The sequence below is a fragment of the Mesorhizobium sp. M0166 genome (assembly GCF_040322255.1).
In the GTDB taxonomy this organism is placed as follows: domain Bacteria; phylum Pseudomonadota; class Alphaproteobacteria; order Rhizobiales; family Rhizobiaceae; genus Mesorhizobium.
The window spans coordinates 56677-82695 of the sequence record NZ_JAMYTD010000015.1 but is presented as its reverse complement, the minus strand read 5'-3'; the positions used below and the strand labels follow the sequence as shown (position 1 = coordinate 82695).

The window sequence follows — 26019 nt, the reverse complement described above, 5'->3', positions numbered from 1 at the left end:
AGACTTCGGCCAAATTTTGTTTGGAGCGAGCAGATATGAAAAAGGCGGCCCTTTGGCCGCCTTTCGCACCAAGTGTTGCATTTATGCCGATCAGGAGCCGGCGCCGCCCAGCGTGGTGACGGCGCGGCGGTTCTGCGACCAGCAGGAGATGTCATCGCAAACCGCGACCGGACGCTCCTTGCCGTAGGAAATGGTCTTCAGGCGCTGCGCCGAAACGCCCTTGGCGACCAGGAAGTCGCGGGTGGCGGCAGCACGGCGGGCGCCGAGCGCCAGATTGTATTCGCGCGTGCCGCGCTCGTCGGCATGGCCTTCAATGACGATGGCATACTGCTTGTACTGGTTCAGCCACTGCGCCTGGCGCGACAGCGTCGTCTGCGCATCGGCGCGGATCGAGGATGAATCGGTGTCGAAGAAGATGCGGTCGCCGATGTTGACGGTGAAGTCCTGGGCCGACCCGGGCGTTGCCGCGCCGGCGCCGTTGAGGCCGAGATCGGCGGCGCTGTTCGGCGTCTTCTTCGAGGCGCAACCGGTAATCGCGAGCATCGCGACCAGCGCGATCATGACCGGGTTTGTGGTAAGTGCTGCGATACGGCCCATGCCGCCTCTCCTTCGCAATTCGAGTGATTTCATTGATCGTCCAGTAACCACGTTTGGGTTAACCGACGCTCAAGAAACACGGTTAAAATTTGGTTTCGGCTGCCGTCCGCAACCGTTCTGCCGAGGGCTACTCAAAGGCGACAATGAGCGCGGACCGTAGGCGGAAATGCGGCCAAAACGCGACCATCGGGTGAAAACAAGGCCGGAAACGGCGCTTTTCGGCCACCGTTGCCGGCATGCAACTGGGAGCAAAGGATGCTCGAGTTGAACATCCTCTTCCAGCCTATTCGAGCAACGGCGACCAGGCCGGATCCGAGGCGAAGTTCGCCGTCGGGATCGACTGTTCGTTGCGGCCGGTGAGATCGACCGAAACAAGTTTTGGTCCACCATTGGAATCGCGGAAGAACATCAGTACCCGGCCGTTGGGCGCCCAGGTCGGCCCTTCCTGCTGAAAGCCGGTGGACAGGATGCGCTCACCCGAACCGTCGGTGCGCATGACGCCGATCTGGAATTCGCCGCCGGTCTGCTTGGTGAAGGCGATGAGATCGCCGCGCGGCGACCACACCGGCGTCGAATAGACGCCGTCGCCGAACGAGATTCGGGTCTGGCCCGAGCCGTCGGCGCCCATCACATAGATCTGCGCGCGGCCGCCGCGGTCCGAGGTGAACACCACCTTGCTGCCGTCAGGCGAGTAGGACGGTGAGGTGTCGATGGCGGTCGAATTGGTAAGCCTGGTTGTCGAGCGGCTTCTCAGATCCATGGCGAAGATGTTGGAATTGCCGTCGTCGCGCAGCAGGCTCATGATCACCTTCTGGCCGTCCGGCGAAAAGCGCGGCGCAAACGTCATGCCGGGGAAATTGCCGACCAGCTCGCGCTGCCCCGTCTCGATCTGCAAAAGGTACACCCGCGGCTGACCGCTCTCATAGGACATGTAGGTGATTTCCTGCCGGTTCGGCGAGAAGCGCGGCGTCAGCACGATCGATTTGCCGTTCGAGAGATAGCGGACGTTGGCGCCGTCCTGGTCCATGATGGCAAGCCGTTTCTTGCGCGCATTCTTGGCGCCGGACTCGTCGATGAAGACGACGCGCGTGTCGAAATAGCCCTTCTCGCCGGTCAGCCGCTCATAGATAGCGTCGGCGATGATATGGGCGACGCGCCTGGTATTGGCGTCGTTGGCGAAGAACTGTTCGCCCGACATCTGCTGGCCGGCAAAGGTGTCCCACAGCCGGTACTGGGCGCGGACACGGCCGTCAGCCTCCTTGCCGACACTGCCGGTGACCAGCGCCTGCGCATTGATCACCTTCCAGTCTTCGAAGCGCGGTGTGGCATCCGGGTTCGAAATCTTTTCAATGAAAGCGCTTTTGTCGATCGGCGCGAACAGGCCGGAGCGTTTCAGGTCGGCACTGACGATGCCGGAAATCTCGGCACCGAGTGCATCGCCACCCTGGAAATCCGTGATAGCGATCGGCAATGGCTCGACATTGCCCTTGTTGACGTTGAGCTCAACGAGCGCCCGCGCCGGCAAGGTGGCGGCGGCAGTCATGCCCAGCGCCATCGCTACGATCATCAGGAGCGGCTTGAGGATGGATTTCATGTCTTCTCGCTTCTCTTCGCTGATTCTGTGGGCGCCGGTCCTAAAGGCCGAGCATCTCCCTGGGGTCGAAAGTGACCCGAACGTCGGACCAGATGTCTTGCTTGCCCGCCGGAACCTGCAGGCCGGCCACATCGCATTTCTGAACCGCGCGCACTGCACTTTCGTCAAACGGGCGGTTTCCGCTCGACTTTTCAACGCTCGGCCGGCCATCCAGCTTGCCGGAGGCGTCCAGATTAAACCGGACCACGACGACGAAATTCTCCGAACCCTCGAGCCCTGCCGGAAGCGTCCAACAACCGCCAAGCTGGGCCTCCAATGCCCCCTGCTCCGATTTCGAAAGCTTCTGGCCCTGATCCTTGTCGCCGCCGAGCGATGCCTGCTGGGTCGAGCGCTTGGCGCCGCCGCCGGATGGCTTGCGCTTGTCGAGCAAAGCCGAAATCTCGTCGGCGTTGAATTGCTTGTCGTCCGATTTCGGCTTGGATGAGGCCTCCTTGACCGGCTTGTCGGCGTCCTTGCGCTCCGGCGCCTTGGCGCTTTCGGCCTGGGCCGGCTGCGGCTTCGGCCGAGCCTCGGGCGCCGGGGCCGAGTCGGGAAGCTGCGCCTCCTCGGTTGGCGGTTGCTTGGCAATCGCTTCGGCGACGGCATCCGGCTTGACCTCGGGCTGCGGGTCGATCGCGGCGGTCTTGTCCTGCGGCGGCGTGGGCGTCGGCTCCTTGGCCGGCGTCGGCTTGGGTTCGGTCTGCTTGACAGGCTCGGGCTTGACCTCTTCCTTCGGCTGCGGCACCGGCGCTACCTCCGTAGCGGGAATAGGCTTCGGCTCTTCCTTCGGCTTCGGCACGTCCTCGGGCTTGGGCTTCTCGACCGGCGTCGGCGCGGGCGGCGGAGCCGCCGTCATATCGACTGGCTGGGGCTTGGGCTCCGGTGTCGGCGGCTTGTCGGTGTCGACGCTGTTATCGCCGATTTTCTGGGCGTCTGGAACGATGTCGGGACGCTGCGTCGGCAGCGGCGCCGGCTTGTCATGCATCACAGATTTCTTGTCGCCTTGCAGGACCTGCGCCGTCGCTTCCATCGGCACGATCTCGACCGACACTGATTCCGCATCGGACGCAGGCATCGCGGGCGGCGAGGACAACGTGAACAGCCCGAAGGCGATCGCCACCGTATGCAAGATCACCGATGTGGTGAGGCCGGTCCTCATCTTGCGTCTATTGATCCTGTTCCTGCAGTGAAACCAGGCCGATGTTCTTGTAGCCGGCAGCCGAGATGCGGGCCATCACCTTCATGGCCGTGCCGTAATCCGTCGCCTTGTCACCCCTGATGAAAATGCGCTCGTCATAGCCGGTCTTCGAGATCGCCTGCAGCTTTGCCACCAGCTCCTCGATCGGGATCTCGGTTTCCTGGAGGTAGATCTGACCGGCCGGGTTGATGGACACGGTTATAGGCTGCGTATCGGCGTTCATCGCTTTGGCTTGCGTATCGGGCAGGTCGATCGGCACGCCGACCGTCAGCAACGGCGCCGCGACCATGAAGATGATCAAAAGCACCAGCATCACGTCGACCATCGGCGTGACGTTGATCTCCGATATCAAGGCGTGATGGCGGCCGCGCCGCCTGTGGCCGCGCCCGCCGCGTCCTCCGCCACCTGCGCTTACGGACATTCCCATGATCGTTCCTCAGGCCTTCTGCGCGACTTTTTCATCGATTTGGCGCGAGAGTATGGCGGAGAACTCATCCGCGAAGCCTTCCATGCGCACCGCGATCTTGCTCGCGTCCGACGACAGCTTGTTGTAGGCGATAACCGCGGGGATGGCGGCGAGCAGGCCGATGGCCGTCGCCAGCAGCGCCTCGGCGATGCCGGGCGCGACCACCGACAGGCTGGTGTTCTTCGAGGCGGCGATCGCCTGGAACGAGGTCATGATGCCGATAACCGTGCCGAACAGGCCGATGAAGGGCGCCGCCGAGCCGGTGGTGGCGAGAAAGCCGAGCCGCCCTTCCAGCTTTTCCATCTCGCGGGTCAACGCCAGATCCATCGCCTTGTCGATGCGGGTCTGCAGGCCGAGCGGCGATTTCGCGCCCTTCTCGAAGCTCTTCTTCCATTCGCGCATGGCGGCGACGAAGATCGCGCTCATGCCGGTCGTCTTGCGGTCGGCGAGCGTGCGGTAAAGTTCTTCCAGCGACTGTCCCGACCAGAACACCTGTTCGAAGCGGTTGAGCGCCAGCCGCATGCGGGCATAGGCGACGAGCTTGTCGACGATGATCGCCCAGGTCCAGATCGAGGCGCAGAGCAAGCCGATCATGACCAGCTTGACCACCCAACCGGCCTGCATGAACAAGGCCCAAATCGATAAATGCGCGCCCGGGTCGGCGAGAGCGATGTTTTCCATGTTACGTCCTTAAAGATTTTCCGGGCGTGGCTGGCGGCTGGCCCATGGGCATCCCTTGTGGTCCGTTCGCGTTAAGCTTGCGGAATAACCCCAAATGCACCGTTGGCGGCCTTTTCAGGGCAAATATTGGTGAAAGGAAGGCGCTTGGATTCTTCCAATCTTAACCAATCCCTTCATGGACCGTTATGGTTAAGGATGGGTTAGGACGTACAGCGCGGCGCATTGCCGCGCCTATGTGGGTCGCCCCGGCGATCCTGGCCCGGACGGGGCTGCGGGATCGTCACCTCTGAACCCTTTATTTGCGCGTTCTGGGCATGAAGGCTGCCACCCAGTCCTTGGGAAAGCGCCGCGGCCGGCCGTTCTCGCCGATGATCGCCGCTTCGACCCGCGCCTCGACCAGCACTTCGCTACCGCGCTTCAACTGTTGCGCCATGACGATGCGGGCGCCGGAAATCTCATCGGTGCGCGTATCGATGGTCAGGATGTCGTCCATGCGGGCCGAACCGCGGAAGTCGATCTCCATGCGCCGCACCACCCAGACTATTTTCTCGCCATGCTTGCCGTCGGCAAGCTCGGTGTGGTGGACGCCGGCCAGCCGCAGATAGTCGGAACGGCCGCGCTCGAAGAATTCGAGATAGCGTGCGTGGTAGACGACGCCGGAAAAATCGGTGTCGGCATAATAGACCCGCGCCATCAATCGATGGCCGAATTCCGTCAGCGCGCCGGAAAGTCCGGCGGACAATGCCGATTCACCGTGATCGTCCATTGCGCTGTCCTTTTGGCCCGACGGGCCCTGTTTCAAGCAACACCTGTTTTGCGCATAGACCGGCGATGATCAAGACCTGGAGGGCGGGGCCGGCAACTGCCAGCACCGAAGCCGTAAGCAGCGGAACTTATGGCTCTTCCTGGAACAGGCTGATCTGCTGCTGCGCCAGGTCCTTCGGCGCGTCGAGGCCGAGATGCCGCCAGGCATTGGCCGCCAGCACGCGGCCGCGCGGGGTGCGCATGATGAAGCCTTGCTGGATCAGAAAGGGCTCGATGATGTCCTCAATGGCATCGCGTGGCTCCGAAAGCCCGGCCGCGATGGTTTCGATGCCGACCGGCCCGCCGCCGAAATTCCGGGCGATCATCTGGAGATAACGGCGGTCGAGCGCGTCGAGGCCGAGCCCGTCGACCTCCAGCCGCGTCAGCGCCTCATCGGCGATCTGGCGGTCGACATGGCCGTCGCCGGCAACGCTGGCGAAGTCGCGCACCCGGCGCAACAGCCGGCCGGCGATGCGCGGCGTGCCCCGCGCCCTCCGGGCGATCTCCAAAGCACCGTCGTCGCCGAGCGGCATGGCAAGGATGCGGGCGCCGCGCCGCACGATCTGCTCGAGTTCCTCGACGGAATAGAAATTGAGCCGCACCGGAATGCCGAAGCGGTCGCGCAGCGGGTTGGTCAACAGGCCGAGCCGGGTGGTGGCGGCGACAAGCGTGAAGCGGGCCAGGTCGATCTTGACCGAGCGCGCCGCCGGCCCCTCGCCGATGATCAGGTCGAGCTGGAAATCCTCCATCGCCGGATAGAGGATTTCCTCGACCGCCGGGTTGAGCCGATGGATCTCGTCGATGAACAGCACGTCGCGGTCTTCGAGGTTGGTGAGCAGCGCCGCCAGATCGCCGGCCTTGGCGATGACCGGACCCGAGGTCGAGCGGAAATTGACGCCGAGCTCGCGCGCCATGATCTGCGCCAGCGTCGTCTTGCCGAGGCCGGGCGGGCCGACGAACAGCACATGGTCGAGTGCTTCGCTGCGCCCCTTGGCGGCTTCGATGAACACTTTGAGATTGGCCCGCACCGCCGCCTGTCCGACGAAGTCGCCAAGCGTCTGCGGCCGCAAGGTCTGCTCGGCGTCCTCGCCGCGTTTATCGGGAGCAATGAGGCGTGGCGAAAGGCTCATTCGCATACCGCTCGAAGGAAAAAGTTCGTATCGACACGGATCAAGGTCACCCGGCACCCTCTCGTTCGGCGTCTTGCTGCTCGCCAACAACATGGCGGCCTACTGCATCTCTTACCACCGCGTCGATCTGTTCCAGCGTAACAGGCCCGTCAGGTGGATCACCTAGAAATCCAGCGAGGTCGGCAAATTTGAGATTGCGCGGCGTTCCTATCAGGAGACCATCCACGACCGTCCAGGCAACAGTATCGCCTGACTTGAGCGACAACTCGTTCCGGACTTTCTTTGGAATCGTAAGCTGCCCCCTGGAGGTCAAGCCCGCATATCCGACCATGCTCTTGTTCCTAGTCGGAATTTATTTGTCGGGCAACGTCTCACCGTGCCAGCTCCTTCAGCCCGAAGCGGATCAGCTTAGAGGCGTCCGCCTCCTCGCCTGCCGTCTTCAGCGCTGCCGCCACCGCATTGGCGGCGGTGTCGCGCGAATAGCCGAGATTGACCAGCGCCGAGACGGCGTCGGTGATCGGCGCCGGGGCAACGCCTTCGCCGAGCTCCTGCTTCAGGCCGATGGTGCCGGAGGCAGTGCCCGCATAGGCCGGCGCCTTGTTCTTCAATTCGGTGACGATGCGCTCGGCGACTTTCTTTCCGACGCCGGGCGCGCGGCTGACCATGGCGATGTCGCGCAACGCAATCGCATTGGCGAGGTCGGCCGGCGCCAGCGTCGACAGGATGGCCAGCGCCACCTTGGCGCCGACGCCCTGCACATTGTTCATCAACAGCCGGAACCACTCGCGTTCCAGCACCGACTGGAACCCATAGAGCCGCAGCATGTCCTCGCGCACATAGGTCTCGATGAACAGCACCACCGCCTCGCCGGGCGGCGGCAATGCGGCAAGCGTGCGCGCCGAGCAATAGGCGACATAGCCGACGCCATGCACGTCGACGATGCAGAAATCCTCGTCGATCTCGTCCAGCGTGCCTTTTAGCTTGCCGATCATTTGGGCTTGCCGATCATTTGAACTTTCCTGTCAAGCCTGGCCCTTCATGGGTTTCCGGCGAGATGATATTGAGGTCCGGGAAATAGCTACGATAGCGCGCGGCATCGCGCGTCAGTAGCCGATGTCCCGCAATGACGGCGTGGGCGCCGATGAAGAAATCCGGTAAGGTTCGTTCGCGAATGCCGCCGGCGCGGCGATAGCGGGAATGCGTGACACCGGCGAGGAAGGCCGCTTCCCAGGGCAGGAATTCACGCTCAATCTTGAGCATGTCGGCTGCTTGGCGAAGGGCCTGCTCCGTCGCAATCAGCGGCGCGAGTTCGGACCAGACGATTGTGTTGATGACAAGTGCACCGTCGCGCCCGCATGCGGTGATCGCCGACGCTGACCACTTCCTCTCCCGTCCGGCAGGGCCCCACACGTCGATCAGGACATTTGTGTCAATCAATGTCGAGATCTTCACGCGGCCCCCTCAGCCATTCCATATATTCGTCCGTCGTCATGCCCCCCAAATCCAGCGTACCGGCCATACGATCGAGCGTCTGGCTGAATCTGCGCGAGGCTTCCTCCTCCGACATGTTTTCGTCGACCGCAATGACAAGAGCGCCGTCCTCGGTGGGAACGAATTCCACCTCCGAGCCTGGGCCGATGCCCAGGTGATCCCGTATCTCCTTCGGGATGGTCACCTGGCCCTTAGTCGTAACGCGCATGGTAATACCTCGCCGGTATTACTTATTGCCATCCGGAGAACAAGTCAAGAACAACTTATCCGGCCAGCGCCGCCAGCCTGTAGGCGATGCTCTGCCGGTGATGCGCGTGACAGATGGCGATGGCCAGCGCATCGGCGGCATCGTCTGTGTCGAAAGTCGCCTTCGGCATCAGCACCTTGACCATCATGTGGATCTGCTTCTTGTCGCCATGGCCGACGCCGATCACCGCCTTTTTAACGGCGTTTGGCGCATATTCGGCAACGACAAGCCCGGCACGCGCCGGCACCAGCATGGCGATGCCGCGTGCCTGGCCGAGTTTCAGCGTCGCAGCGGCGTCCTTGTTGACGAAAGTCTGCTCGACCGCCGCCTCGTGCGGCATCGCGGCATGCAGGATCTCGGCGAGCCCGTCATGCAATTGGCAAAGACGCACCGCCAGCGCCGCCTTGTCGTCGGACCGCACCGTGCCGGAAGCAACGAAGCGCAGCGAATTGCCGAGGCTTTCGACGATGCCCCAACCGGTGCGCCTCAGCCCCGGATCGATGCCGATGATGCGAATCGCTTCCCCCATCCGCCAAGTTTACCTCCGACGGACAGCGATGCCAGCGAAATGTGAACAAACCAGAAACAGGCTCTGGCAGTGCCCCGAGCAACCTGTCAGCCGCGGGCGAAAGCCGTGTTCAGCAGCGTGATCTGGTCTGAGACCGGATTGACGCGACGGCTCGACAGCGGCACCTCGGCGAGGCCGCCATAGATCTCCTCGTCCATGCGGCGCACCAGCGCCTGAAGGCGCAGCGAGCGGTTGACGAGGTCGACGAAATCCGTCGGCAGCTCGGCCCAGCCGGGCGCCTCCTCGTGCGCGGAGGCGGTGTCGAGACGCACCTTGGATTTTTCGGAAGCCACCTGATCGCGGGTCATCTCGCCGGAATTCGCCGCCCGCTGCAAAAGCAGCCACGAGGCGACCTGCATCAGTCTGGTAGTCAGCCGCATCGATTCGGCCGCATAAAGCGTCGCTGTCAGCCTCGACAGCTTCTTGGCCTCGGCGCGGCCCTTGCCGTCGAGATATTCGGCCGCCTGCTCGACCAGGCCCATGCCTTCCTGATAGAGCGGCTTGAAGGATTGGGAGAAAACCCGGCGCTCCGCCAGCTTGATGGTTTTCGCGCTCGCCTTCGAAGGCTCGTTCATCGCTACGCCCCTGCACTTGCCTGACAGCCGGCCGATTCGGCTCTTGGCCGCCATATCCGGCAGCCTAAACGACTGAAGCTTGAAAATGCGCTTCGCTGCCAGCGAAGGCAAGCACATGTTTAACAAACGGTTAACGGCCGCATTTAGCCGGAAGGACGCCCATGCCGGCGCACAAAAAAAGAGCCGCGGATAAGGCGGCTCTCAGGAGTTTAACAGGGAGGCGTCAAACAAAGTGGCTCCAACCACTCGGTAAGAATCCAGATCACTGGATGGACATAGTAAACGCCTGTAAAGCTTAACGAAGCCTTAACGCGGGGCATATTTTTCGATCAAGCGCCCAGCATCTGTGCCGTAACAGCACAGCTGACTGGCCACGGCGCCGTTCACACCACCGGCTGGACAGTGGGGCGACGCCCTTGCGCCCGGATTCCTCCAGATCGTGACCGACATACCGAAACAGATCCGCTCGCCGCGCGACATCGTTCCGAAACAGGCGCCGCGCTAAACGCCCGTTCCTCGCAACGAGGCGGAGCAAACCTTGCGCTCCGGCAATCATCAAAATCTCTCAAGGAGCGAACAATGGACTGGTACTCGGCCGTTAAATTTCTGCACATCGTCTCGGCGATCCTCTGGGTCGGCGGCGGCTTCACGCTGATGCTGCTCGCGGTACGCGCCGACCGCGCTGGAAACGTCGAAGGCATGCTGCAGGCGATGCGCGCCACCGGCGAGCTCGGCAACCGGTTCTTCGCGCCGATGTCGATGCTGACATTGCTCTTCGGCCTCATTATGTGCGGCTTCTGGGTCGGCTTTTCCGATCTGTGGGTGCTGATCGGCCTTGCCGGTTATGCGACGACCTTCTGTATCGGCATGTTCATCTTCAAGCCTACTGCCGACCGTATGGCAGGTATGATCGCCAAGGATGGCGTGACGCCGGCAGTGCTTGCCCAGGGCCAGCGCGTCCTCAATGCTGCGCGCTTCGACTATTCGGTGATGCTGGTGATCATCGCGGACATGGTGCTGAAGCCGACGCTGCACGACATCACCATTCTGGGCTGCATGGCGTTCGTGCTGGCAACCGGCGCTGCCCTGGCGCTTGGCAGGACGCGGCCGCTGCTGCCGAGTGCCGCCTGAGGTTTAAGGAATCCGGCGGCGGCCGACAGGGGCCGCCGTCTTACAGGAGGCCGGCGATGCCGTCCCACAGAAGCTTGACCGCGACGACCGCTACGGTCGCATAGGTGAAGGGGTAGAACAGCTCCGGCCGCATCCGCCGCACCAGCCAGGCGCCGGCGATTGTCGACAGCGGCGCCAGCGGCATCAGCACCGCAGACGCGGTCAAATTGGTGGTATCGAACTGGCCGAGCGCGAAATAAGGGATGAGCTTCAGCGCATTGGTGACCGCGAAAAAAATCGCCGCGGTGCCCGACAGCACCTTCGGATCAAGCCTGATCGGCAAGGCGTAGACCTGAAAAGGCGGGCCGCCGACATGGGCGACGAAGCTGGTGAACCCGGCAACGGTACCCCAGAAGCCGGCGGCGACGCGGTTGGGCTCCGCCGCGTGGCCGGCACCGTGGCGGAGTTGCAGATAGAGCCAGCGCAGCACGAAGATCAGGGCAACCGCGCCGACGATCAGCCGCACCATCTCTTCGGTTACCAGTGCCGCCGTCAGCCAACCAAGGGCGATGCCGATCACGGCGCCGGGCATCATGTCGGCCAGCATCTTGCGGTCGAAGATGCCCCACCATGTCCACACCGAGACAATGTCCATCAGGCACAGAATTGGCAGAAGGATTGCGGCAGCCTGAACCGGCGGCATGGTCAGCGCCATCAACGGCACGCCGACAAAGCCGACGGCGCCGCCGAAGCCGCCTTTCGACAGGCCGACGAGGATGACGGCCGGAATGGCCGCGGCATAGAACCAGGGATCGACGAGCAGGCCTGACATGGGGGAAGGGAAGCTGGAGAAAAAGTTGACCTCTGGAATAGACCAGAAATGACCGGACCGCGACCGCAAATATGTGGGCCACGCCACCGAACCCCGTCACATGTTTGGCATATCGAGCGGCGGCGGGCGTCTCCGGATCGGCTGCGCCTTGATGATGGCGGTGCTGGTTTCGGCCTTGTCGGCGATGCGGTCGAGAATCCCGTCGAGCTCGCCGATCGAGCGGACGAACAGCCGCGCAACGAAGCAGTCATCGCCCGTCACCTTGTCGCATTCGCCGAATTCGGGGATTTCCTCGATCAGCTTCTGGACGATGTGCAGTTTGCCCGGCAATGGCCGGATGCGAACGATCGCCTGCAAGGCGTAGCCGAGCGCCTGCGGATCGATGTCGATGGTGAACGCACGAATAACGCCGCGATCCTCAAGCCGCCGAAGCCGCTCTGAAACGCTTGGCGACGACAACCCGACCTGCAGCGCCAGTTCCTTTAGCGAAGTCCGTGAATCCTTGACCAGGATATCGAGAAGCTTTCTGTCGAGCTCGTCCAGCATTTTACAATTCCAAGAAAAAGCCGATGTTTACCTAATTAAATTAGGTTCATTCTGCATATCACCAGCTACAAGTCATGGAAAGGCCCGATCCGCCGTGGGATTATAAAATCTCAACGGGTTTCAGGAGCATCCATGGACAACACGGTACGCGGCACGATCGAAATGACGGCGGCGATGGCGATCCTCGGCACGATCGGCTGGTTCGTCGTCCTTTCCGGCCAACCCATCATGGACGTGGTGTTCTGGCGCTGCGCTTTCGGGGCGGTAACGCTGCTGATCATCTGCGCGGCCCTTGGGCTATTGCGCGGCAGGCTGTCGCTTCGCATCGTCGCGATCGCGGCTCTCGGCGGGGCTGCCATCGTCATCAACTGGCTGCTGCTGTTCAGCGCGTTTTCTCGCGCATCGATCTCGATCGCCACGGCTGTCTACAACACGCAGCCTTTCATGCTGGTGGGTTTTGGCGCGCTCTTCTTCTCCGAACGGCTGACGATGACCAAGCTGACCTGGCTCGGCATTGCCTTTGCCGGCATGCTGCTGATCGTGCAGGCCGCGCCCGATGCAGGCAACCATGGTACGGACTACTTTACGGGAATTGCGATGGCGCTGGCCGCGGCTTTCTTCTGGGCCGTTGCGGCTATCGTCACCAAGAAGCTCAAAGGCACGCCGCCGCACCTTATCGCCCTGATCCAGGTCTGCGTCGGCGTTCTCATGCTGGCACCCTTCGCCAATCTCACCCACCTTCCCGCCGATGCGCGGAGCTGGGTCATGCTGGCGACACTCGGCATCGTCCATACCGGCCTGATGTACATCCTCATGTACGGCGCCATCCAGAAACTGCCTACGCATCTGCAGGGATCGCTGTCTTTCATCTACCCCGTCGTCGCCATCCTCGTTGACGTCGTCGCTTTCGGCCATCGTCTGCAGCCGGCGCAGATCGTCGGCGCCGCCGCCATCCTGGTCGCCGCTGCCGGCATGAACCTCGGCTGGTCGCTTTGGAAATCGAAAGTGCCTGCGTAGAGCCCGCAAGCGGCCAGGCGAGGAGAATTTCGGCCAACGGCAGCCATGCTCCGAGCCCCATGGAATCGTTGACGGCAATCGTGATCCCCCTGCCGCCTGTTCAATCCCCGCACTTTGCTCTATGCCGCAATGCAACCATCTTCGCCCGGCATAGGCGATAACCCGGGATCGAACACCAATGAATAACGCAACGCCGCCCAACCGCTGCCGTATCGTGCTGATCGCGCCGCCGAACGTGCCGGCCGAGCGCATCGCCGCGGCCTTCGACGGCGGTGACGTCGCCTCGCTTATCCTGCCGGAAAACGGCATGGACGAGGCCGCCTTCCAGGCCTTTGCCGAACAGATCGTGCCGGTGGCGCAAGCGGCCGGCATTGCCGTCATCATTGCCGGCGACACCCGCATCGCCGGCCGCGTCCAGGCCGACGGCATTCATGTCGAGGTCGGCAAGGACGAGCTCGCCGAAACGATCGACCATTTCCAGGCCAGGATGATGGTCGGCACCGGCGGCGCCAAGACCCGCGACGATGCGCTGGAACTCGGCGAGGTCAGGCCTGACTACATTTTCTTCGGCCGCTTCGGCTACGACAACAAGCCTGAACCGCACCCGCGCAACCTGTCGCTCGGGCAGTGGTGGGCGGACGTGATCCAGATCCCTTGCATCGTCATGGCAGGATCCGATCTTGCCTCGGTGGAAGCGGTCGCCGCCACCGGCGCCGAATTCGTGGCGCTGTCCAGCGCCGTCTTCGCCGACGGCGTCGATCCGAAGGTGGCGGTCGCCGCCGCCAACGCGCTGCTCGACGAAACCGCGCCGCGCTTCGAGGACTGACGTGCGCTCGCGGAAAATCCTTTTCAGCGCCTTTCTTGCAACGGCCGTGACGCAGGCGATAGCGGCGGAGCCCGTTCCGCTGCCCCAGCCCAGGCCGGATTCCAGCGAACCTGCCGACAGGCCGATCGCCGCACAATTGCCGCAGCCCGCCACCACCGCCCCGCTGCCGTCGGCCGATACAATCAATCCCGACCGCTTCGGTGCAAAGCCGTCCGATGCTGCCTATGGCGCCTTTCAGCGCGGACTTTACAAGACGGCCTACAACCTTGCGCTTTCCCGTGCTCAAAACGGCGATCCGGCGGCACAGACGCTGGTGGCAGAGATACTGTCGCGCGGCCTCGGCGTGCCGGTCGACGCGGCAGGGGCGGCGAAGTGGTATGCGCTTGCCGCCGAGCAGGGCGTCCCGGAATCGCAATTCCAGTATGCGCTGATGCTGCTCGACGGCCGCTACGTCAAAAAGGACGAGAAGGAGGCCTATGCGCTGATGCAGGCCGCCGCCGAGGCCGGCAACCGCCTGGCGCAGTTCAATTTTGCACAGTTGATGGTCGAACAGGAGCCCGGCGATGCCGGTATTGCCAAAGCCGTATCCTATTACGAGCGCGCTGCCGCGACCGGGCTTGCCGACGCACAATATGCGATGGCACAGGTCTACGCCAATGGCGCCGGCGGCAAGCCGCGCGACGATGTCCGCGCCCGCGGCCTGCTGGCACAGGCCGCGCGGCAGAACTACGACACCGCACAGATCGATCTCGCCACCTGGATGATCGAGGGGCGCGGCGGCGTCCGCGACCTGAAATCCGGCTTCAACTGGATGAAACAGGCCGCAGAAGGCGGCAATGTCGCCGCCCAGAACCGTCTCGCCAAGCTCTATATGAACGGCATTGGCACCGATCCGGATCTGATCCTCGCCGGCGCCTGGTATGTTGTCGCCCGCCGCGCCGGGCTCATAGACCAGGAGATGGACGATTTCCTGCAGGGCCTGACCGACGAGCAGACGCAGCAGGCGCTGCAACGGGCCAACCGCCTGCCCTGACCGCGATCTCGCGGCCCATCGCACCCGGGCTCGTCAGGCGGGCTTATCGCGTATGATCGAGGACGACCTTGCCGAAGGGCGAGCCGTGTTCAAGGTACCGAAAGGCTTCAGCGGCCTGGCTCCACGGCACGACCCGGTCGATCACCGGTCTCAACCGGTTGACGACAATGGCGCGGTTCATCGCCTCGAAGGATTCGCGTGAGCCCACCGGGATGCCTCGGGCCCTGACCTGCCGGCGGAAGATGTCGAGCGGGTTGATGGCGCCGTCACTGCCGCCGAGATAGCCGATGACGTTGATCTGGGCGCCGCGCGCCGCTGCCCTCAGCGATTGTGCAAAACTCTGCGGTCCGCCAACCTCGATGATATGGTCGGCGCCGCGGCCATCCGTCAATCCGAGCACGGCCGATGCCCAGTCGGGGACGCTGCGATAGTTCACGCCATCCTGCGCGCCAAGTTGCTTTGCCCGCGCAAGCTTCTCGTCGCTGCTCGACGTCACGATGACGCGGGTCCCGGCAGCGGCGGCGAACTGCACCGCAAACAGTGAAACGCCGCCGGTGCCGAGGCAAAGCACGGTGTCGCCGGGTTTGACGCCGCCCTCCGTAAACAGCGCGTGCCATGCCGTCACGCCGGCGCATGGCAGCGTCGCCGCCTCGAGGTCGCTCAGATTGGCTGGCGCCAGCACCGCCGCCTGTTCGTCAAGCCGGGCAAATTCGCTGAGCAGCCCGTCGATTGGGCCGCCGCGTTGATAGGAGGGCTCGGCCATGGCGAAACTGCCGCCCACCCAGCGTTGCCAGAACGTGCCGCAGACCCGGTCGCCGATCTTGAACCGGCTGACCTCGGCGCCGATGGCAACGACTTCGCCGACGCCGTCCGACAGCGGCACCAGCGGCAATGCAAACTTCGTGTGATAGCTGCCGCGGACGATCTCGGCATCGCGGTAGTTCAGCGCCGTCGCCTTCACCTTCACAATCATCTCCTGGCGCCCTGGCTCGGGCATCGGCCGCTCGACCATTCTGAGGTTCTCGAGGCCGCCCGGGCTCTGCAATTCGATCGCTTTCATCGTCGTTCCTTTCCGGCTGGGTCCTGCCGGAGGAAAATCGCTTGCCATCCATCGGATTTCAAATTCATAATGTTCAGGATAATTATGCTTCTATGACATGTTCGGGTGCGTCATGCTTGAAGAACTGAAAACACTGGCCCTCTTTGCCGAGGAGGGTTCGATTCAGAAGGTGGCGCAACGCCTGCCGTTGACGCAGCCGGCCGTCACCCGCCAGATCCAGCGGCTGGAGGAGATGCTCGGCACGGAATTGCTCGACCGCCGGCTAAAGCCGTCGCGACTGACCCCGGCCGGCTTAGAGGTGCTGGCACGCGGCAAGGACATTCTCGCCGCGGTCGACGCGCTGAGATCATTTGCCAAGGGCGACGAGCCGGAGGGCCTGCTGCGGCTCGGCCTCGCGCATGGACTTTGCGACAAAGCCGTGGCCGCCGCTATTGCTGATGCCGTGGCGCGGTTTCCGAAGGTCTCGCTGCGTCTGAAGAGCGGCTGGAGCCTTGAGCTGGCCGACCAGCACAAGCGCGGACAGCTCGACCTCGCCTTCATCCTGGATGGCGGCAATTCCAACACTGGCGACGGCGTTGTCGGAACCGAGCCCCTTGGCATCATCGCTGCGGAAAACACCGGCCGGCTGGCCGACGTTAAGACCATGCCCTGGGTCCTCAGCCCTGAACCTTGCGACGCGCGCCGGCGGCTGGCGGCTGCCCTTGCCGAGGGCGGCCACAAGTTGATAGTCGGCGCCGAGATTCAGGACAGCGCGCTGCAGATCGACTGGGTTCGTCGAGGCCAAGGCCTTGGCCTGCTGCCCAGGCGGCTGCTGCGGGAAAAGCCGCCGCAGGGCATTGCCCTGGTCGACGCTCCCGGCCTCGAGCTGTCGCTGCGAATTGTCGTGCTGCGTTCGCCGCACCTGCATCTTTTGAGAGAGGTCGCCGACGCGGTGACCGAGGCTGTCACCGCGACTGTCAGGACAGACTGAGGCCGCCACGCCGCGTTGCCGGGCCAGCCTCGCTCCCGCTTCATCGGAAGGCGCTCCTTGCCTCTGCTGGCGATTTGTGGTCTTGGAGGCGCCAAATCGCCCTTTGCGGCGATCATCTCATTTCCGGATCATCTCACCATGGCCAAGATCAATGGCAACGAAATCCGTCCCGGCAATGTCATCGAGCATGATGGCGGCCTTTGGGTGGCGGTCAGGACCAATACCGTGAAGCCCGGCAAGGGCGGCGCCTACAACCAGGTCGAGCTCAAGAACCTGATCAACGGCACCAAGCTCAACGAGCGCTTCCGTTCGGCCGAGACGGTCGAGCAGATCCGGCTCGATCTGAAGGATTTTTCCTTCCTCTACGAGCAGGGCGACGCGCTGGTATTCATGGACACCGAAAGCTACGAGCAGCTCGAATTGCAAAAGGAGTTCGTCGGCGATCGCGCGGCCTTCCTGCAGGACGGCATGATGGTGACGGTCCAGCTCTATGACGAAAGGCCGATCGGCATTTCGCTGCCCGACCAGGTGACGCTGACCATCACCGAGGCCGACCCGGTTGTGAAGGGCCAGACGGCAGCCTCGTCCTACAAGCCGGCGATACTCGAAAACGGCATTCGCGTGCTGGTGCCGCCGTTCATCGGCTCGGGCGAGCGCATCATCGTCGATACCAACGAAATCACTTACGTACGCCGCGCCGACTAGGGCGTTATCCCAAAGAGTTGCAGACTTTTTGGATAAGATCATGCGTCAAGGCAAATAGGCGCAGCGACAGGAAGAACAGCAATGGCGCGTTCCGCGATCCTCAATGTCATGGTCCAGGCCGCAATGAAGGCCGGCCGCTCGCTGTCGCGTGACTTCGGCGAAGTGCAGAACCTGCAGGTCTCGATGAAGGGGCCGGGCGACTATGTCAGCCAGGCCGACCGCAAGGCCGAAGACATCGTCTTTGCCGAACTGTCCAAGGCGCGGCCCGGCTACGCCTTCCTGATGGAGGAACGCGGCGTGATCGAGGGCGACGACGGCCAGCACCGCTGGATTGTCGACCCGCTCGACGGCACCACCAATTTCCTGCACGGAATTCCGCTCTTTGCCGTTTCGATCGCGCTGGAGCGCCAGGGCCAGATCGTCGCCGGCGTCGTCTACAATCCGGCGATGGATGAGCTCTATACCGCCGAGCGCGGCGGCGGCGCTTTCATGAACGACCGCCGGCTGCGCGTCGCCGGCCGCACCAAGCTGGTCGATGCGGTGATCGGCTGCGGCATGCCGCATCTCGGGCGTGGCCAGCACGGCAATTTCCTCATCGAATTGCGCAATGTCATGGCCGAGGTGTCCGGCGTCCGCCGTCTCGGCTCCGCCTCGCTCGATCTCGCCTACGTCGCCGCCGGCCGCATGGACGGGTTCTGGGAAACCGGCCTGTCGGCCTGGGATGTCGCCGCCGGCATTTTGCTGATCCGCGAGGCGGGCGGCTTCGTCTCCGATTTCGCCGGGGGACAGGATGTGCTGAACGCCGGTTCACTGGTTGCCGGCAACGAACTCATCCAGCGCGCGCTGTTGAAAACTATAAAAAGGCCACTCTCAGCCAGCTGATAGAGGCACGCCGCGCTGAAGCGCCGCAGTCGCAAAACCGCAACCAAAGCTTGAAATACTGTCCCGCGGCCGCCCAGATAAGGCGGCGCAGGATCATCGATGACGAACAGCCGACCCCAATCCCAGAGCGAACTCTCCCAGCTCGACATTCCCTTCATGGGGCGCTGGCATTACTCGCGCGCCGAGATCATCGCCGACGGCATCGTCCACGCCGTCGGCATCGTGCTGGCGATCGCTGCCGGCTCGATGCTGCTGGCACTGGCCGCCTATCGAACCGGCCCCGGCGAATATGTCGCCGCCGCCTTCTATGTAGTCTCGCTGCTCACCGTGCTGTCGGTTTCGCTGGCCTATAATGTCTGGCCGGTGTCGTCGCCGGCAAAATGGATATTGCGGCGCTTCGACCATGCGGCGATCTACCTGCTGATCGCTGCGACCTACACGCCGTTCCTGGCCCAGCTCGGCGGCTCGCCGCTGGCCGTTTCGATGATCGTCCTGGTCTGGACCGCCGCGGCGATCGGCATCGCCATCAAGGTCTTTCTTCCCGGCCGTTTCGACCGACTGGCGATCGTCTTCTATCTGGCTATCGGCTGGAGCGGCATCGTTCTGGTGGAGCCGCTCGTGCGGACGCTGCCGGCGACATCGATCGCGCTCATCGTTGCCGGCGGCATCGTCTACTCCTGCGGCGTGATCTTCTTCGCCTGGAAGGGCCTGCGCTTCCACAATGCGCTGTGGCATGGCTTTGTCGTCACCGGCGCCGGCCTGCATCTGGCCGCCATGGTCGACTGCCTGGTCATCAACCGGCTTTGACCTCTGGTTGCGGACAGTGGCAATATTGCCAAGCGCCATTCAATTTCGTCACAATTCCGTTTAGAGTCGCAAACACAAATTGATCGGCGGCGACGGCATCGGAAACGGGGCACGGATGACTCTTCTCAGATCCTTCGGCATGGGCAGGCGCTCCGACGTTCTGATCTACGATCCGCACAAATTGTCGAGCCCGCAGGTGTTTCTGCTGACCATGGTGATCTTTCTGTTCATCGTGGCCTTCATCGCCGCCATCCTGACCCGCCAGATCTCGACCGCCTTCGTCACCAATCCCGGCCTTAACGGCCTGATCATCGGCGTGCTGGCGGTCGGCATCCTGCTGGCCTTCGTCCAGGTCGGCCGGCTGTTCCGCGAGGTGCGCTGGGTCAACTCGTTCCGCGCCGGTTCCGAAACCACCGAACCGGTGCTGCTGGCGCCGATGAAGGCGATGATCGGCCGCTCGTCGACGATTGCCTTCTCGACCAGTTCGATGCGCACCATGCTGGATTCGATCGCCACCCGCCTCGACGAAAGCCGCGACACGTCGCGCTACCTTGTCGGACTGCTGGTGTTCCTCGGCCTGCTCGGCACCTTCTGGGGCCTGCTCAACACGATCGGCTCGATCCGCGAAACCATCGAGTCGCTCGATCCCGGCACCGGCGATGCCGCCGCCGTGCTCGAATCCCTGAAGCAGGGGCTTTCCGCTCCGTTGGCCGGCATGGGCACCGCCTTCTCGTCCTCGCTGTTCGGCCTCTCCGGCTCGCTGGTGCTCGGCTTCCTCGACCTGCAGGCCGGCCGCGCCCAGACGCGCTTCTATACCGAACTCGAGAACTGGCTGTCCTCGGTCACCGACCTCTCCTCCGACATCGTCGTTGCCGACGCAGTCAAGACCGAACCCTCCGAGGAAATCCGGCTGTTGTCGGAAAAGCTGCGCACGCTGCAGGAGAATGGCGGCAGCTCCAATCCGCGCGTCGCCACCGCCATGGCCAATCTCGCCGACGGCATTTCCGGCCTGGTCAAGAACATGCGCTCGGAACAGCAGATCATGCGCGACTGGGTCGAGGCCCAGTCGGACGAGCAGAAGGCGATGCGCAATACGCTGGAGAAGATCGCCGACGCCTTGAAGAAGCCTGGAGTGCATTGACGTGGCGTTGGCACGAGGCCGGCGCTCCGACCGCCGCATCGATTACTGGCCGGGCTTCGTCGATGCGCTGTCGACGCTGCTGTTGGCGATCATGTTCCTGCTCACGGTTTTCGTGCTGGCGCAGTTCCTGCTCGGCCGCGAGATCTCCGGCAAGGACACGGTGCTCAACCGCCTCAACTCGCAGATCAACGAGTTGACCCAGCTTCTGGCGCTGGAGCGCTCGACGACGCAGGACAAGGAAGACACCCTTGCCAATTTGCAGGCATCGCTGTCCGCATCGGAGGCGGAAAAGAGCCGGCTCGAGCAATTGCTGGCGCAAGGCGCCGGTGCCGGCGATGCCGCCAACCAGCGTGCCACCGCCCTTTCCGGCGAACTCGACAGCCAGCGCCAGATCAGCCAGCAGGCGCTGAGCCAGGTCGAGATCCTCAACCAGCAGATTTCGGCGCTGCGCAAGCAGATCGCAGCGCTCGAACAAGCGCTCGACGTGTCCGAAACGCGCGACCGCGAATCCAACACCAAGATCGCCGATCTCGGCCGCCGCCTCAACGTCGCACTGGCGCAACGCGTGCAGGAGCTGAACCGTTACCGCTCCGATTTCTTCGGCCGCTTGCGTGAAATTCTCGCCGACCGCGAGAACATCCGCATCGTCGGCGACCGCTTCGTCTTCCAGTCGGAAGTGCTTTTCCCGACCGGCTCCGAGGTGATCAACGATGCCGGCAAGGTCGAGATGAAGAAGCTCGCCGATGCCATCATCGAATTGCAAAAGGAGATCCCGCCGGAGATCAACTGGGTGCTGCGCGTCGACGGCCACACCGACAACAAGCCGCTCTCCGGCACCGGCCGCTATCGCGACAATTGGGAATTGTCGACGGCGCGCTCGACATCGGTGGTCAAGTTCCTGATCGAGAACGGCGTGCCGGCCAACCGGCTGGTCGCGGCCGGCTTCGGCGAATTCCAGCCGCTCGACCCCGCCGATACCGAAGAGGCGCGCAACAAGAACCGCCGCATCGAGTTGAAGCTGACCGAGCGGTGATCTGCAAGCCTTTGGCTTGCGCCATGCTCCGGATCGGGGCCGGCCGGAGCGGCGGGGCCATCTAGGGCACCGGCGCGGCGCCGGCAAGCCCCGAAGAAATTACCTTTTTTTGATTACAATTCGCCGCGACGCGTCACTAGCTTTTGGCAAGGGGCCGGGAACCGCCGGCGATGCCTCCCACATCGCGACGCGACGGAACCTGACGGCCCGCGGCCGGAAGGCAGGACCCTCCCAACCACCGCCTTCCCCAGTAAAGGAGACGCAATCATGCGCTTCTTCGCTCCCATGAATCTCAGGACTGCTACGCTCGCCACACTTCTCCTCGCCGTTCCGTTTGCTGGCGCTTACGCCGGCCCGCGTGCGACGGCCTTGATCAATCAGATCCAGAGCGTGGAGACGGGTATCCTGGGCGCCATCCGGGCGAACAAGCTCGAGCCGGGTGAGGCACGTGACCTGCGCACGCAGGTCGCTCAACTCGATCGGGCCGCCCAGAGGGCCGCGCGCGATGGAACGATGCCGAGCACGCAATATCAGCAGTTGCTGGCGCAGCTCGACGATGTCAGCCAAAAGCTGCGCGCTGCTACCGGCAGTGCCTTCCTCATCGGCAACGGCGCCGACGGCGGATACTATCCGAACGGCTATGGCCCAAACTATCCAGGCGGCTGAAATCGGCCGCCGTGCCCGGCGCTGTGGCTATTGATTTTGCGCATGATCCTTTCCAGCTCGGTTCAGGGATCATGCGCTAGCCCAACGCCAGCGCAATCAGCGCCAGCGCTGGCGGCAATGCATCGTTCGCGGACGGCTTTCGGGGTTGCCAACAGTTTTGCATTGGTATCTTTTCCCGCCGTCAAATCAGCGGAATCCACAATGTCCTTTCAAAAACTCGACGACCTCGGCCACAAGCTCGAAGCGCTGGAACACGCCCTCGCCATCCTCGGCGCCGACGAGGCGACCCATATGGCGGTCGGCGGCGGCGAGAAGCGCGCGGAGGCAATGTCGGCGCTTGCCGGCATGCACCATGCCCGGGCAACGGCGCCGGAGATTGCCGACTGGATCGCGGCGGCCGAGCAGGAGGCGCTGAACGAAGAGCAGCAGGCCGCGGTCAGGGAATTCCGCCGGCAATACACCAACCTGACCTGCCTGCCGGTCGAGTTCGTCGAGCGCCAGACGACCGCGCGCATGCGCTCCGAGCAGCTCTGGCGCGACCTGCGAGCCAAGAACGACTGGGCCGGCTTCCTGCCGGCGCTGGAAGGCGTCGTGGCACTGGTCCGCGAGGAGGCAGCCCTTCGCGCCGAGGTGCTCGGGCTCGAGCCTTACGACGCGCTGATGGAGCAATATGACCCGGGCAATCGCACCGCCGACATCACGCCTGTGTTTGCCGAGTTGAAGACCTTCCTGAAAGGCTTCGTACCGGAGGCACTGGCCGTGCAGGAAGAGCGGCTGGCGAAACATCCGCTGAAGCCGCTTTCCGGCAGCTACCCCCTGGACAAGCAGCGCGAGCTTGGCCTCGCCATGATGGCGGCAGTCGGGTTCGACCTCACCCACGGCTCGCTGTCGGTTTCGCACCATCCGTTCTGCGGCGGGGTGCCGAGCGACGTGCGCATCACCACGCGCTACAAGACTTCGGATTTCCTGTCGGCGCTGATGGGCGTGCTGCACGAGACCGGCCATGCGCTGTACGAGCAGAACCTGCCGAAGGCGTGGGCGCACTGGCCGCTCGGCAAAGCGCGCGGCATGGCGGTGCATGAAAGCCAGAGCCTGTTCGTCGAAAAGCAGATCGGCCGCAATCCAGAATTCTGGCGCTGGGCGCTGCCGGTGGTCGAAAGGCACCTCGGCGAGAGCTGGACAATCGACGACATCCTGCCGCATGTGCACCGGGTCGAGCGCGGCCTGATCCGCGTCGATGCCGACGAGGTCACCTGTCCGCTGCATGTCATCCTGCGCTACGAGCTGGAGCAGGAGCTTGTCTCGGGTCGGCTGGAGGCAGCCGACCTGCCCGAGGCCTGGGATGCCAAGATGCGCGATTATCTAGGCCTGTCGACATCAGACAATCCGGCTGATGGTCCGATGCAGGACGTCCACTGGCCGGGTGCCGCCTTCGGCTATTTCCCCTCCTACACGCTCGGCGCCATGATGGCGGCGCAGCAATGGGCGGCGCTGACCAGAGATCATCCTTCAGCCGACGAAGACCTCGCCAAGGGAGATTTCGCCGCGATCAACGACTGGCGCCGCAAAAGGATCTGGTCGCAAGGCTCGCGCTGGTCGACACCGGAACTGCTCGAACGCGCCACCGGCGAAAAGCTCAATGCCGTGCATTTCACCGACCATCTGAAGAAGCGGTACGGGAACTGAGGCGCTTCATCTATTCCCGGTTCTTGCCGCGTGACCGCAGAAATCCGCGAAACTGGCCTTTACTTTGGTGAGAAAGCCTCTGAAAAAGGAGTTCTTCCAAGTTGGGCGAGCGTAGATGTCTATCTGTTACAGTTTTCATAGGATGAAGTCTTTCTGGCCCCGCTTGGTATTTTTCATCTTATTGATCGGCCTGAGTTCTCCGGCCATGTCCGACGACATGGTTCTCAAGGGTCCGGCAGAAAGCTGGGTAGAGCAGCTTGATATTCCGGCTGCCGATCCCGCCCGATCGGATCAAATCAAGAATGGCGTTTCATGGCTGCTCTCGGACGACCAGATCAAGCATCGTGCCGGCGGCTACATCGAGTACTCGCGCACCGTCTATAAGATCGTCGACCGTCCCGGCCTGGATCGTGGCGCGAGCATCGATCTGCAGTTCGATCCGTCCCGGCACAAGGTCACGCTCAACCATCTTCACATCATCCGCGATGGTGCCGTTCTGGACCGGCTGGAAGGCGTCGAATTCGACATCTTCCGCAGGGAAAGAGACGCCGAGAAAGGCGTCTTCGACGGCTGGCTGACAGCACATGTCAACATCGATGACGTGCGCGCCGGCGACATCGTCGATTACGGGTCGACCTACGAAGTAACACCGCTGGTCGGCAAGGATCTTTTCTTCAAGAATTTCTCCACCGAATGGGAAGAACCGGTAGCGCTTATCCGTACAAGCATCATTTGGCCTTCGGGCCAGCCGCTCGAGATCAAGACCAGGGGGACCCGACTCAAGCCCTCAATCTCCTCGACTGGGCCAGACACCACCTATCTGTGGGAAATCTCAAACCCGAAACCGGTCAATGTCGAGGATAACCTGCCCGTGACCTATCCGGGCTGGGGCTCCATCGATGTCGCGTCTACCGCGAATTGGCAAAGTGTGGTCGATGCTGTTGCGCCCTATTACAAGCCAGCGACCGTTTTTCCCTCGGCTTTTGCCGCAAAGCTCGACGACATCGCTCTGCGGCATCCGGTGCCCGAAGACCGGATGGTCGAGGCAATGCGGTTGGTGCAGGACCAGATCCGCTATGTAAGCCTGTCGATGGGTGCCGGTTCCTACGTTCCGCGTGATCCCGCGACGGTCATCCTGAGCGGGTTCGGTGACTGCAAGGACAAGGCCCTGCTGCTGGTTTCGTCGCTTGTGCGGCTTGGCATTGCTGCCGAGGTCGCCTTGGCCGATCTCGACGAGGGACGGGCCCTGGACCAGCATCTGCCGGCGCTTCGCGATTTCGACCATGCCATCGTCAAGGCAAGGATCGGAGCAAAGACATATTGGCTGGACGCCACGAACTATCTTCAGGGTGGCAGGGCGCACAATCTCGCACAGCCGGACTACGGCTTCGCGCTGCCGCTTTCCAGCACCGGCGGGTTGGAGAAGATGCCGAGCCCTGTACTCACCAGCCCATCGATCCAGATCGCCGAGGAATTCGACTTTCCGCCGAAACCGGGCGATCCCCTCGTGCTGACCGTCTTCTCGACATATGAGGATGCCGATGCCGATTGGATGCGCGGCAATTTCGCCAGCCGGTCGCTGAGCGAGGTGTCGGACGCTTACCTGAAATATTACAACAAGCAATATCCGGGCATCCAAACCATCGCCAAGCCGGAAATCGTGGATCGCCGCGACGGCAACATAGTGAGCGTGAAGGAAAGTTATCGCTTGCCGGCGGAGGCGCTGGCGGCCAACGATCTGGCAAAGAATTTCCCGATCCGCGCGGCCGATCTCGGCAACAACTCTTTTCCAACCCCGACAATCGTCGACCGAACCGGGCCCGTCTCCCTCGGCCCCCAGCTCTACCGCCGCCACAAGGTGACCGTGCGCAACCTCAAGGCGAGATTTTCCGGCGAGTCGATGAAAAACGTCGTGACGCCCTATCTGTCTCTCAAGGCGTCCTGGTCCAACACGCCCACCGAATTTCAAGTTGAATGGAACTTTCAGACGCTGGCAACTGAAGTGCCGGCGAAGGCGATTGCCGATTATCTGAAAACCGTCGATGAGGTCGCAGACCAAATTCGCTGGCAGTACGATTTTACCTATGAAGAGCCGCCTGCCGATGTGCAGCTCAGCGATCCGGCAAGGGAGCAGCGACAGACCGTCGCCAGCATGCTTTTGTTGTCGTTGCTTGTCGGCGTTCCCCTGTTCATCGCCTATCGACGCGGCAAACGCCGAGCTTTCGGTAGCTGAAGAATCTCGGCGGCCGCGGGCAGATCATGCCGGTCTTCGGAAAAGATCACCGTCAAACAAGAAGATGAAGCCCAACCCCCGA

The 26019-nt window shown here is 63.0% G+C and carries 29 protein-coding genes; 13 read left to right on the top strand and 16 right to left on the bottom strand.

The features are described from left to right. Window positions 1–90: 90 nt before the first annotated feature. The 13 genes from pal to rcdA all read right to left on the bottom strand — a co-directional run bounded on the left by pal (window position 91) and on the right by rcdA (window position 9390). Window positions 91–597, bottom strand: coding sequence for a peptidoglycan-associated lipoprotein Pal (gene pal / locus NKJ46_RS17900; protein ID WP_023677992.1), 507 nt, complete (start codon window positions 595–597; stop codon window positions 91–93). Between the two features lie 283 nt (window positions 598–880). Then, window positions 881–2164, bottom strand: a complete 1284-nt coding sequence (gene tolB, locus NKJ46_RS17895; RefSeq protein ID WP_502895839.1) for a Tol-Pal system beta propeller repeat protein TolB — start codon at window positions 2162–2164, stop codon at window positions 881–883. A 67-nt stretch (window positions 2165–2231) separates the two neighbouring features. After that, window positions 2232–3389, bottom strand: coding sequence for a cell envelope integrity protein TolA (gene tolA / locus NKJ46_RS17890; protein ID WP_352666165.1), 1158 nt, complete (start codon window positions 3387–3389; stop codon window positions 2232–2234). Between the two features lie 7 nt (window positions 3390–3396). Next, a complete protein-coding gene (gene tolR, locus NKJ46_RS17885; RefSeq protein ID WP_254816466.1) occupies window positions 3397–3855 on the bottom strand; it encodes a protein TolR in 459 nt (152 codons plus the stop codon). A 9-nt stretch (window positions 3856–3864) separates the two neighbouring features. Next, on the bottom strand, window positions 3865–4575 hold the full coding sequence (tolQ, locus tag NKJ46_RS17880) for a protein TolQ (RefSeq protein WP_352489260.1): 711 nt from the start codon (window positions 4573–4575) through the stop codon (window positions 3865–3867). A 295-nt stretch (window positions 4576–4870) separates the two neighbouring features. Beyond that, the gene (gene ybgC, locus NKJ46_RS17875; RefSeq protein ID WP_352666164.1) at window positions 4871–5341 is read right to left on the bottom strand and encodes a tol-pal system-associated acyl-CoA thioesterase; all 471 of its coding nucleotides are present in this window, start codon (window positions 5339–5341) and stop codon (window positions 4871–4873) included. 127 nt (window positions 5342–5468) lie between these two features. Continuing rightward, window positions 5469–6509: a Holliday junction branch migration DNA helicase RuvB gene (gene ruvB, locus NKJ46_RS17870; RefSeq protein WP_352666163.1), complete on the bottom strand. Its 1041-nt coding sequence runs from the start codon at window positions 6507–6509 to the stop codon at window positions 5469–5471. A gap of 46 nt (window positions 6510–6555) precedes the next feature. Next, window positions 6556–6840, bottom strand: a complete 285-nt coding sequence (locus NKJ46_RS17865) for an AbrB/MazE/SpoVT family DNA-binding domain-containing protein (RefSeq protein ID WP_352666162.1) — start codon at window positions 6838–6840, stop codon at window positions 6556–6558. 40 nt (window positions 6841–6880) lie between these two features. Then, window positions 6881–7501 (bottom strand): Holliday junction branch migration protein RuvA, encoded by a 621-nt coding sequence (ruvA, locus tag NKJ46_RS17860; RefSeq protein WP_352666160.1) that lies wholly within the window; start codon window positions 7499–7501, stop codon window positions 6881–6883. 13 nt (window positions 7502–7514) lie between these two features. Continuing rightward, entirely contained in the window at window positions 7515–7961 is a 447-nt protein-coding gene (locus tag NKJ46_RS17855) for a type II toxin-antitoxin system VapC family toxin (RefSeq protein WP_352666158.1), read from the bottom strand. Then, a complete protein-coding gene (locus NKJ46_RS17850; RefSeq protein ID WP_292664915.1) occupies window positions 7939–8208 on the bottom strand; it encodes an AbrB/MazE/SpoVT family DNA-binding domain-containing protein in 270 nt (89 codons plus the stop codon). Before NKJ46_RS17850 ends, NKJ46_RS17855 begins: the two co-directional genes overlap by 23 nt. 55 nt (window positions 8209–8263) lie before the next feature. Beyond that, on the bottom strand, window positions 8264–8776 hold the full coding sequence (ruvC, locus tag NKJ46_RS17845) for a crossover junction endodeoxyribonuclease RuvC (protein WP_352666156.1): 513 nt from the start codon (window positions 8774–8776) through the stop codon (window positions 8264–8266). A gap of 86 nt (window positions 8777–8862) precedes the next feature. Next, window positions 8863–9390, bottom strand: a complete 528-nt coding sequence (rcdA, locus tag NKJ46_RS17840) for a protease adaptor protein RcdA (protein ID WP_352465697.1) — start codon at window positions 9388–9390, stop codon at window positions 8863–8865. Between the two features lie 579 nt (window positions 9391–9969). Here rcdA and NKJ46_RS17835 point away from each other — a divergent pair. Further along, a complete protein-coding gene (locus NKJ46_RS17835) occupies window positions 9970–10521 on the top strand; it encodes a DUF2269 family protein (RefSeq protein ID WP_352666154.1) in 552 nt (183 codons plus the stop codon). Window positions 10522–10561: 40 nt separating this feature from the next. Here NKJ46_RS17835 and NKJ46_RS17830 read toward each other — a convergent pair whose 3' ends face one another. Continuing rightward, window positions 10562–11332, bottom strand: a complete 771-nt coding sequence (locus NKJ46_RS17830; RefSeq protein ID WP_352450835.1) for a sulfite exporter TauE/SafE family protein — start codon at window positions 11330–11332, stop codon at window positions 10562–10564. Between the two features lie 96 nt (window positions 11333–11428). Continuing rightward, on the bottom strand, window positions 11429–11878 hold the full coding sequence (locus NKJ46_RS17825; RefSeq protein ID WP_023678010.1) for an Lrp/AsnC family transcriptional regulator: 450 nt from the start codon (window positions 11876–11878) through the stop codon (window positions 11429–11431). Between the two features lie 132 nt (window positions 11879–12010). On the opposite strand from NKJ46_RS17825, the gene NKJ46_RS17820 reads away from it, so the two are divergent. From NKJ46_RS17820 to NKJ46_RS17810, 3 genes are all read left to right on the top strand, one after another. After that, window positions 12011–12895 carry a DMT family transporter gene (locus NKJ46_RS17820; protein WP_352666153.1) on the top strand — a complete coding sequence of 295 codons (885 nt, stop codon included), beginning with the start codon at window positions 12011–12013 and terminating at the stop codon, window positions 12893–12895. A gap of 178 nt (window positions 12896–13073) precedes the next feature. Continuing rightward, window positions 13074–13721 (top strand): thiamine phosphate synthase, encoded by a 648-nt coding sequence (locus tag NKJ46_RS17815; RefSeq protein ID WP_352666152.1) that lies wholly within the window; start codon window positions 13074–13076, stop codon window positions 13719–13721. Window position 13722: 1 nt separating this feature from the next. Next, window positions 13723–14754, top strand: a complete 1032-nt coding sequence (locus NKJ46_RS17810) for a tetratricopeptide repeat protein (protein ID WP_352666150.1) — start codon at window positions 13723–13725, stop codon at window positions 14752–14754. A gap of 43 nt (window positions 14755–14797) precedes the next feature. Here NKJ46_RS17810 and NKJ46_RS17805 read toward each other — a convergent pair whose 3' ends face one another. Further along, complete coding sequence (locus tag NKJ46_RS17805; RefSeq protein WP_352666148.1) at window positions 14798–15814, bottom strand: zinc-dependent alcohol dehydrogenase family protein; 1017 nt, start codon at window positions 15812–15814, stop codon at window positions 14798–14800. Between the two features lie 112 nt (window positions 15815–15926). Here NKJ46_RS17805 and NKJ46_RS17800 point away from each other — a divergent pair, with 112 nt between their 5' ends. From NKJ46_RS17800 to NKJ46_RS17760, 9 genes are all read left to right on the top strand, one after another. After that, window positions 15927–16784: a LysR family transcriptional regulator gene (locus NKJ46_RS17800; RefSeq protein WP_352666147.1), complete on the top strand. Its 858-nt coding sequence runs from the start codon at window positions 15927–15929 to the stop codon at window positions 16782–16784. A 138-nt stretch (window positions 16785–16922) separates the two neighbouring features. After that, complete coding sequence (gene efp, locus NKJ46_RS17795; RefSeq protein WP_292664037.1) at window positions 16923–17489, top strand: elongation factor P; 567 nt, start codon at window positions 16923–16925, stop codon at window positions 17487–17489. A gap of 81 nt (window positions 17490–17570) precedes the next feature. Continuing rightward, complete coding sequence (locus NKJ46_RS17790) at window positions 17571–18371, top strand: inositol monophosphatase family protein (RefSeq protein WP_352504937.1); 801 nt, start codon at window positions 17571–17573, stop codon at window positions 18369–18371. Window positions 18372–18470: 99 nt separating this feature from the next. Further along, the gene (gene trhA / locus NKJ46_RS17785; protein ID WP_352666145.1) at window positions 18471–19178 is read left to right on the top strand and encodes a PAQR family membrane homeostasis protein TrhA; all 708 of its coding nucleotides are present in this window, start codon (window positions 18471–18473) and stop codon (window positions 19176–19178) included. Window positions 19179–19293: 115 nt separating this feature from the next. Then, window positions 19294–20319 carry a MotA/TolQ/ExbB proton channel family protein gene (locus NKJ46_RS17780; protein WP_352489246.1) on the top strand — a complete coding sequence of 342 codons (1026 nt, stop codon included), beginning with the start codon at window positions 19294–19296 and terminating at the stop codon, window positions 20317–20319. A gap of 1 nt (window position 20320) precedes the next feature. Next, window positions 20321–21352 (top strand): peptidoglycan -binding protein, encoded by a 1032-nt coding sequence (locus tag NKJ46_RS17775; RefSeq protein ID WP_352465687.1) that lies wholly within the window; start codon window positions 20321–20323, stop codon window positions 21350–21352. Window positions 21353–21619: 267 nt separating this feature from the next. Next, window positions 21620–22018 carry a hypothetical protein gene (locus NKJ46_RS17770; RefSeq protein WP_352666143.1) on the top strand — a complete coding sequence of 133 codons (399 nt, stop codon included), beginning with the start codon at window positions 21620–21622 and terminating at the stop codon, window positions 22016–22018. A 201-nt stretch (window positions 22019–22219) separates the two neighbouring features. Continuing rightward, the gene (locus NKJ46_RS17765) at window positions 22220–23704 is read left to right on the top strand and encodes a carboxypeptidase M32 (RefSeq protein WP_352666142.1); all 1485 of its coding nucleotides are present in this window, start codon (window positions 22220–22222) and stop codon (window positions 23702–23704) included. A 205-nt stretch (window positions 23705–23909) separates the two neighbouring features. Further along, window positions 23910–25937: a DUF3857 domain-containing protein gene (locus NKJ46_RS17760; protein WP_352666141.1), complete on the top strand. Its 2028-nt coding sequence runs from the start codon at window positions 23910–23912 to the stop codon at window positions 25935–25937. Window positions 25938–26019: the final 82 nt, after the last annotated feature.

What these genes read in the sequence shown, in the direction of transcription:
- tolR (WP_254816466.1), bottom strand. Translation starts at nt 3,855, where the DNA reads ATGGGAATGTCCGTAAGCGCAGGTGGCGGAGGACGCGGCGGGCGCGGC.
- NKJ46_RS17865 (WP_352666162.1), bottom strand. Translation starts at nt 6,840, where the DNA reads ATGGTCGGATATGCGGGCTTGACCTCCAGGGGGCAGCTTACGATTCCA.
- tolQ (WP_352489260.1), bottom strand. Translation starts at nt 4,575, where the DNA reads ATGGAAAACATCGCTCTCGCCGACCCGGGCGCGCATTTATCGATTTGG.
- ruvB (WP_352666163.1), bottom strand. Translation starts at nt 6,509, where the DNA reads ATGAGCCTTTCGCCACGCCTCATTGCTCCCGATAAACGCGGCGAGGAC.
- NKJ46_RS17820 (WP_352666153.1), top strand. Translation starts at nt 12,011, where the DNA reads ATGGACAACACGGTACGCGGCACGATCGAAATGACGGCGGCGATGGCG.
- ybgC (WP_352666164.1), bottom strand. Translation starts at nt 5,341, where the DNA reads ATGGACGATCACGGTGAATCGGCATTGTCCGCCGGACTTTCCGGCGCG.
- tolA (WP_352666165.1), bottom strand. Translation starts at nt 3,389, where the DNA reads ATGAGGACCGGCCTCACCACATCGGTGATCTTGCATACGGTGGCGATC.
- tolB (WP_502895839.1), bottom strand. Translation starts at nt 2,164, where the DNA reads ATGATCGTAGCGATGGCGCTGGGCATGACTGCCGCCGCCACCTTGCCG.
- ruvA (WP_352666160.1), bottom strand. Translation starts at nt 7,501, where the DNA reads ATGATCGGCAAGCTAAAAGGCACGCTGGACGAGATCGACGAGGATTTC.
- NKJ46_RS17765 (WP_352666142.1), top strand. Translation starts at nt 22,220, where the DNA reads ATGTCCTTTCAAAAACTCGACGACCTCGGCCACAAGCTCGAAGCGCTG.
- NKJ46_RS17830 (WP_352450835.1), bottom strand. Translation starts at nt 11,332, where the DNA reads ATGTCAGGCCTGCTCGTCGATCCCTGGTTCTATGCCGCGGCCATTCCG.
- NKJ46_RS17835 (WP_352666154.1), top strand. Translation starts at nt 9,970, where the DNA reads ATGGACTGGTACTCGGCCGTTAAATTTCTGCACATCGTCTCGGCGATC.
- efp (WP_292664037.1), top strand. Translation starts at nt 16,923, where the DNA reads ATGGCCAAGATCAATGGCAACGAAATCCGTCCCGGCAATGTCATCGAG.
- rcdA (WP_352465697.1), bottom strand. Translation starts at nt 9,390, where the DNA reads ATGAACGAGCCTTCGAAGGCGAGCGCGAAAACCATCAAGCTGGCGGAG.
- pal (WP_023677992.1), bottom strand. Translation starts at nt 597, where the DNA reads ATGGGCCGTATCGCAGCACTTACCACAAACCCGGTCATGATCGCGCTG.
- NKJ46_RS17760 (WP_352666141.1), top strand. Translation starts at nt 23,910, where the DNA reads ATGTCCGACGACATGGTTCTCAAGGGTCCGGCAGAAAGCTGGGTAGAG.
- trhA (WP_352666145.1), top strand. Translation starts at nt 18,471, where the DNA reads ATGACGAACAGCCGACCCCAATCCCAGAGCGAACTCTCCCAGCTCGAC.
- ruvC (WP_352666156.1), bottom strand. Translation starts at nt 8,776, where the DNA reads ATGGGGGAAGCGATTCGCATCATCGGCATCGATCCGGGGCTGAGGCGC.
- NKJ46_RS17790 (WP_352504937.1), top strand. Translation starts at nt 17,571, where the DNA reads ATGGCGCGTTCCGCGATCCTCAATGTCATGGTCCAGGCCGCAATGAAG.
- NKJ46_RS17850 (WP_292664915.1), bottom strand. Translation starts at nt 8,208, where the DNA reads ATGCGCGTTACGACTAAGGGCCAGGTGACCATCCCGAAGGAGATACGG.
- NKJ46_RS17780 (WP_352489246.1), top strand. Translation starts at nt 19,294, where the DNA reads ATGACTCTTCTCAGATCCTTCGGCATGGGCAGGCGCTCCGACGTTCTG.
- NKJ46_RS17770 (WP_352666143.1), top strand. Translation starts at nt 21,620, where the DNA reads ATGCGCTTCTTCGCTCCCATGAATCTCAGGACTGCTACGCTCGCCACA.
- NKJ46_RS17825 (WP_023678010.1), bottom strand. Translation starts at nt 11,878, where the DNA reads ATGCTGGACGAGCTCGACAGAAAGCTTCTCGATATCCTGGTCAAGGAT.
- NKJ46_RS17815 (WP_352666152.1), top strand. Translation starts at nt 13,074, where the DNA reads ATGAATAACGCAACGCCGCCCAACCGCTGCCGTATCGTGCTGATCGCG.
- NKJ46_RS17805 (WP_352666148.1), bottom strand. Translation starts at nt 15,814, where the DNA reads ATGAAAGCGATCGAATTGCAGAGCCCGGGCGGCCTCGAGAACCTCAGA.
- NKJ46_RS17800 (WP_352666147.1), top strand. Translation starts at nt 15,927, where the DNA reads ATGCTTGAAGAACTGAAAACACTGGCCCTCTTTGCCGAGGAGGGTTCG.